The sequence below is a fragment of the Sphaerospermopsis kisseleviana CS-549 genome (assembly GCF_028329225.1).
GTDB classification, from domain to species: domain Bacteria; phylum Cyanobacteriota; class Cyanobacteriia; order Cyanobacteriales; family Nostocaceae; genus Sphaerospermopsis; species Sphaerospermopsis kisseleviana.
Genome location: NZ_JAQMTI010000173.1, coordinates 1 through 4,749, shown reverse-complemented (window position 1 = coordinate 4,749; position 4,749 = coordinate 1). Strand labels below are relative to the sequence as shown.

General features: G+C 39.5%; 4 protein-coding genes. 1 reads left to right on the top strand and 3 read right to left on the bottom strand.

Features of this window, described 5'->3' with window-relative positions; translation table 11 throughout:
- Positions 1–212: 212 nt before the first annotated feature.
- The 3 genes from PN497_RS14245 to PN497_RS14235 all read right to left on the bottom strand — a co-directional run bounded on the left by PN497_RS14245 (position 213) and on the right by PN497_RS14235 (position 3,770).
- Positions 213–845, bottom strand: coding sequence for a bifunctional 4-hydroxy-2-oxoglutarate aldolase/2-dehydro-3-deoxy-phosphogluconate aldolase (locus tag PN497_RS14245; protein WP_096565959.1), 633 nt, complete (start codon positions 843–845; stop codon positions 213–215).
- 188 nt (positions 846–1,033) lie between these two features.
- Positions 1,034–1,174, bottom strand: coding sequence for a photosystem I reaction center subunit VIII (psaI, locus tag PN497_RS14240; RefSeq protein WP_096565957.1), 141 nt, complete (start codon positions 1,172–1,174; stop codon positions 1,034–1,036).
- 97 nt (positions 1,175–1,271) lie between these two features.
- Complete coding sequence (locus tag PN497_RS14235) at positions 1,272–3,770, bottom strand: hypothetical protein (protein ID WP_272110464.1); 2,499 nt, start codon at positions 3,768–3,770, stop codon at positions 1,272–1,274.
- A 350-nt stretch (positions 3,771–4,120) separates the two neighbouring features.
- Here PN497_RS14235 and PN497_RS14230 point away from each other — a divergent pair, with 350 nt between their 5' ends.
- A complete protein-coding gene (locus PN497_RS14230) occupies positions 4,121–4,618 on the top strand; it encodes a hypothetical protein (protein WP_096565955.1) in 498 nt (165 codons plus the stop codon).
- Positions 4,619–4,749: the final 131 nt, after the last annotated feature.

Below are 4,749 nucleotides of genomic sequence, written 5' to 3'. Positions count from 1 at the left end.
GGCTGATAAACACAGAAATTAGTGCAAGGGTTTTGAAGGGTATACCGGAAAAAGTGTGCATTTTTGGGGATTTCAAGAGATGGCAAAGAAATTTTCAAATCTCCTCCTGACTCCTGACTCCTGACTCCTGACTCCTATGCCCTCACGGAAAGACTTTCTCAGCAACCCCTAGTTAGGGTTTGCTGAAAAAGTTATCTGTGAGGGGTCAGGAACTAATTTAACCTCTGTGTAAGATTTTTGGCTTGGTCGGTGATTTTGTGCCAATTCCCTTCTAAAACCCAATTTTTCGGGAATAATTCCCCACTTAAACCCACGGCCACCGCCCCAACTTGTAAAAAATCTTGAGCATTTTCTAAAGTCACACCACCGGTAGGAATTAAGGGAATATGACCAAGAGGTGCTTGTAAACTGTGGATATAACTTGCACCTCCCACTGATTGTACAGGAAATACTTTGACACAACTTGCGCCCTGAGTCCAGGCGGTAACAATTTCTGTAGGTGTAAGTGCGCCAGGAATAATAGGAACATCTTGAGATACTGCAACTTTGATCATTTCTGGGTCAGTATGGGGAGTGAAGAGAAACTGCGCCCCAGCAGCGATCGCATCTTGTAATTGTTGCACATTAAACAGTGTACCAGTACCAATTATACAATCAGGTAATTGACTACGTAATTGAGAAATTAATTCCCCAGGGCGATCGCTATTCCAGGTAATTTCTATTAACTGCATTCCCCCAGATGCTACCGCTAAAGCCATTTTTTCACCCCAGTCCATTTTCGGGGCGCGAATAACTGCGATCGCTCGATGTTTCTGTAATTGTGACAACCAAACTTGATTAGACATAAAAAATAGGCATTGCTATTATTACCCTGGGAATATGCACACTTAAAACCGCGTTGTTTATACATATTTATCACTTTTATCACTTTTATCAATTAGTCATTAAATTAAATCGGCTGCCTATAGGTACGGGTAATTGGTAAAAAACACAGCAGTTAATTACCGATTACCCATAACCTATGACTTAAAAATTAAGCAATATCTTCGCGTTCAATATATAAAAACATAAACGCGAAAGCGACTGCTGGGAAAACCAAACCAGTCAAAGGAACGAAAATGGAAGGCAAAAATGAAGAATAAGCCAGAATTGAAGGCAAAAATGAAGTTGACATAGTAAGAGTCCTTGGAAGTCACACTACAATTCACTTAGGAGCTTACTGCAAAATTCCGCCTCTTTTTGGAAATTCTCAAGATTTTTAACAAAACCGTTTACATTCCCAGTACCTCGTCGAGTTCTATTGTCGGTAAGTTAGGAGGTATGACAGTTTTAACTATTGTAACTTTGTGGCTTTCCTGTTGGGTATTCGTATCGAGAGCGATCGCCCCTACTAACACTTCTAGACAACCTAAAGGTACAATTAATTGAGTGATCGCTTCCCAATTTCCCCAAGGGGTAGGCCGCAAATCTTGGATCAGATGCGGTCCGTCTAGCAACCCACGAGTTTGGTAATCTTCCACCCATAACTTTAATACAACCGTCGATGATGCTTGGGACAGTTCTAAGCGCACTTTTATAGATGAGCCAGCAAGTAATTCACCATTGGGTAAAAACAGTTGGGGTGTGGGTAAAGATGTTAGTACCGGAGGAGATACATCCAGCAGTTGTTCCTGTGGTTCAGATGGTTGATTGCTGTCTTCATTGCTCAAGGTCATATATGTATCATCTAGAACTATTTCTTGAGACAACAATTGAGATATGTTGGGAGATGATTCTGGTTCGGGGGTTGGTTCACTTGTGCCTAGAATCATGTGTTCTGGCAAATCTATAACTTCTTCCATTTCTATTTCTGCATCTAAATTTAAATTGAGAAGTAATTCATCTGTAAAAGCGGGTGGAACAGCAGGATTTTCATCATTCAGAATTACAGGAGGCTCGTCCGTTGATTCACTGATATCATCAGTATTATTAGCGTCTTGAGTATCAACTTCATCATTGGTATTATCCTCTTGATATACCAACTCGATACCTTCATCTAATAAGTACCCTTGACTCTTGATCCATTTTTGAATCAGAGGAGATGTTTCTGGTATGATTTCTGATGTGTTTAATTCCTCGATATCGAGAATAGGAACTTGAGGAATTGTATTTTCTATCAATTCATTGTCTATCAATTCCACAGCAGAAGTTTCTTCATGTTCCTTGCTGGGTAGTAATTCTGGTGTATTTTCTGGCTTTGATAATTGAATTTCCATCAATTTTGGCAGATTGTTTTTGGTTTTTGAATTTGGTTCTGTTGCAGGTTTTAAACGTTTCAAGTATGGGAAAGAAGTTGTGACCTGTTTGATCACCAGTTTGTCCAGATTTATGGGTGGTATCTGACTAGCATTATTGACAGTTCCTGCTGATAAGCTGGAGTCTGCATTGGCAGAATTGCCAGCGATCGCATTTTTGTGAATCCGGGGTAATTTTGGCAGTGTGGGTGAACTTCCATCGAAAACAATGACTGGTTTTATTCTTGGGGGTAGAGGTTTGTTAGCTGCTGGTTTTAAAATATGAAACTGTGCTAATTTTGGAGTTTTGACGATATTGAATAGTTCTAAACTTACACGATGAGGTGGTTCTGGTTTGGTTGCTACATCCTCAGTTGGTGGTAAGTTATCATCAGGTAACAAGTCTGGTGGACTAGATTTTTCTCTAGATTTTGCTGAGGTAACGGTCAGTAATTCTGTGACATCTGCTGTAATTATAAAAGTATGGCTGGCTAACAGTATGACTTCGCCGGCTTTAGTCAGTGTGCCATATAAATTAATATTGGACAAAATCAACTTAGATTCACAGTTTTTAGGAATTTCAATAATGCTACTAAATGTAAAAGGTAAGATTTGATCTGTTAAAGGCTGTGTGAATTGAGCTAAGATATTGGATTCTAAAGGCGATCGCAGTTGACTAATTAATTGCAGTTGAAAACAATGATTAATATTAGTTGTAGATAATCTTTCATTTGCCAAATTATCAATTTCTGCCAGTTCCACATACCCATTTATTGTCAAAGTTTTTCCCCAACGAGCAATATAGGTATCCCGTTCTAGAGATAAATGGAGGGGTGAGGGTGGGGATGCGACTGGTGAAATATCCTCATCTGACTGTTCTTCATCCCAAGATTCAGAACTGGGTAAAGCTAAATCGAGAACGCTTTGTAAAATTTGTTCGGCTGTTTCCCCTTTGAATAATACTGGGCTAACCGGCTGATTGATGATTGTATCTTCTACGGTTGCTGTAGACAAAGGATTGATGTCCAGGTTGCTGGGTGAAGCAACTGCCAATTCATCTTCCTGAGTGGGTGTCACCTGGGACTCTTCGTTAAATTGATCACCACTACCTAATAATGGTTGCTCATTCAATTCTGATTCTATGGGCAAAACTTTGAGGATGAGGCTATATTGCCAGGATTTTCCCAGTATATTCGTCATTAAGTCAGCAGAGCAACGTAATTCCCAAATTCCCGGGTTGAGGTCAGTAAAGGGAATTACTGCCATCAGCCCCTCTGCATTGGTACGACGCAAACGCTTAAAAATGCGGCGTTTGGGTGGAACTTCCTGAATTGAGGAGTGAATTACCCGCACTTCTACATTTGTATTAGCAAGGTGAGAACGAGCCAAAACTCTGTACTTACCTGCGAAAATTCTTAAATTTGGCGATTCCAGGGGTTGCCAATTGCGATCGCCCTGCTTCTGTATCAGAAATTGCCATTGTTCCATTGGAGTCATGCCCAAGCCCAGGATCAGCCGATTAATTTTTTGTATTAACTTGTTTGTCAGTTTAACTCAGTACGAGGTAAGAAAGTAAGCTTTATTAACTTTTTCTACTTTTTTCACTGGATAGTTATTTGCGCTATGCTCCACTATATCTAGTCCTGAGCCAAAAACATCTCAACAGCATATCATGATAATTATTTACTAATAATCCAATTTGAAGTTCTGAACGCTGTATCAGTATGAATGGTGAAAAATATGACAATTAATGGTTTTGAGTTGATTTATTATTAATATTAATTGTCATTGAGCTTGCACAGAACTACTGGAATAATATTAATTTTTTGAGAAGTACCAGTTTGATTATGACCAATTCCCAAATTTTTTCTACCTCTTTAAATTTTCAGGAAGAATACCCCTGTCCTGTTTGTCGGATCGGTAAAATCTCTGCTATGCCGTTAATGGAAACTATGTCTTGTGACTTTTGTCACGAAATTTTTACTGTCAATTTAGAATCACAGCAAATCAAGATGCCTTCTAGACAACCGCCCCTGGTGTGGCAGTGGAATGGTTTTAAGTGGAATCAAGCCCAGTTAGAAGGTGTGGAATTAGCATGGGGTTATGTGTTAGCTGCAATTGCTTTTGTGATTTTCCCGACTACTTTAATTGGCATTGGCGCTTATTATTTACCACCAAAACCAGATGTTCCTCTTTCTTGGATACCTTATGTTTGGACATTACTCACATTTTTGTCACATTCAGCAATTATAGTTTGGATTTTTATTGAAGTTTATCAAATTCCCATTAGGGCATATTGGCGTGGGATCACTCAGTGGACAAATGGCATAATTCGTAATTCGTAATTCGTAATTCGTAATTCGTAATTCGTAATTCGTAATTCGTAATTAAGAATAACTCTTCCCAGTCCCCAGCGATGCACTGAGCTTGTCGAAGTGTCCCCATTCCCCATTCCCCAGTCCCCAGTCCCCAGTCC

Coding starts and splice junctions, on each gene's coding strand:
- PN497_RS14230 (WP_096565955.1), top strand. CDS start 4,121: ATGACCAATTCCCAAATTTTTTCTACCTCTTTAAATTTTCAGGAAGAA.
- psaI (WP_096565957.1), bottom strand. CDS start 1,174: ATGTCAACTTCATTTTTGCCTTCAATTCTGGCTTATTCTTCATTTTTG.
- PN497_RS14235 (WP_272110464.1), bottom strand. CDS start 3,770: ATGACTCCAATGGAACAATGGCAATTTCTGATACAGAAGCAGGGCGAT.
- PN497_RS14245 (WP_096565959.1), bottom strand. CDS start 845: ATGTCTAATCAAGTTTGGTTGTCACAATTACAGAAACATCGAGCGATC.